At 58.5% G+C, this 1,272-nt stretch carries 1 protein-coding gene; it reads left to right on the top strand.

The genetic code is table 11. The features are described from left to right. Positions 1–64: 64 nt before the first annotated feature. Positions 65–1,254 (top strand): IS3 family transposase gene (locus tag L867_RS0120915; RefSeq protein ID WP_104368139.1). Its coding sequence is split into 2 segments (ribosomal slippage): positions 65–314 and positions 314–1,254, totalling 1,191 coding nucleotides; the frame shifts between segments, so codons are not numbered across the junction. The last annotated feature ends 18 nt before the right edge of the window (positions 1,255–1,272 follow it).

Genomic DNA, 1,272 nt, shown 5'->3' with positions numbered 1-1,272 from the left:
TGACCTTGCCCCGCTGAACTAATCCATTTTGAAGTAAGCTCTGGCCTATTGAGAGGACCAGAGAATGAAGCGCAACCGTTTCACAGACGAACAGATTATCGGGATACTGAAGGAGCACGAGGCAGGCACGCCGGTCTCGGAGCTTTGCCGCAAGCACGGCGTCAGCGATGCCAGCATCTATAAATGGAAGGCCAAATTCGGCGGCATGGACGTATCCGAAGCCAAGAGGTTGAAGACACTTGAGGACGAGAACGCGAAGCTGAAGCGGCTTCTGGCTGACGCGATGCTCGACAATGCGGCTTTGAAGGACCTGTTGGGAAAGAAGTGGTGACGCCCGCAGCAAGGCGGAAAGCTGTCGCGCATCTGATGGATCACCACCAGATGAGCGAACGGCGGGCGTGTAAAGCCAGCGGCTTTTGCCGAATGACGGTCCGTTACGAAACCAGGCGCAGCGACGATGATCGTCTTCGCGAGCGAATGAAAGCATTGGCGCATGAGCGCCGTCGCTTTGGCTATAGACGCATCCACGTGCTGCTCAAACGCGAAGGACACCGTGTGAACCACAAGAAGCTCTTCCGGCTCTATCGGGAGGAGAAGCTGACGGTGCGCAAGCGCGGCGGCCGGAAACGAGCGATCGGCACACGTGCGCCGATGCTGGTCCCGATGACGGCCAATGATCGCTGGTCGCTGGACTTCGTGTCGGATCAACTCACCGATGGCCGCAGGTTCCGGGTGCTGACGATCGTCGATGATTGCACCAGGGAATGCCTGGGCCTCGTCGCCGATACATCGCTCTCGGGCCTTCGGGTTGCTCGTGAGCTGGATCGGATCATCGAGAAGCGTGGCAAGCCTAAGATGATCGTCAGTGACAACGGGAGCGAGTTCACCAGCAACGCGATCCTGCAATGGACGGATCAGGTCAAGGTAGAATGGCACTACATCGCGCCGGGCAAGCCGATCCAGAACGCCTTCATCGAAAGCTTCAATGGCAGACTGCGGGATGAGCTCCTGAACGAGACGCTCTTCTCGTCCTTGAACCAGGCCCGATCAACGCTCTCAACCTGGTGCAACGACTACAACGATCATCGACCACACTCCGGCCTCGGCTGGCTCACACCAGCCGAGTTTGCTCAGACCATCAACCCGCGACGTGATGCGGTACTGCGCAGCCGGAACGGCGCCGCACCGCAACCCGCCGCTACCGCCCCTAATACAGCAACACAAAACCGCCGGAGCGAACTCAAAACTGGATAAAACTTGGGGGCAAGGTCA

It is taken from the genome of Paenirhizobium selenitireducens ATCC BAA-1503, assembly GCF_000518785.1.
Lineage (GTDB): Bacteria > Pseudomonadota > Alphaproteobacteria > Rhizobiales > Rhizobiaceae > Allorhizobium > Allorhizobium selenitireducens.
This window is presented reverse-complemented; position numbering and strand designations above follow the sequence as displayed.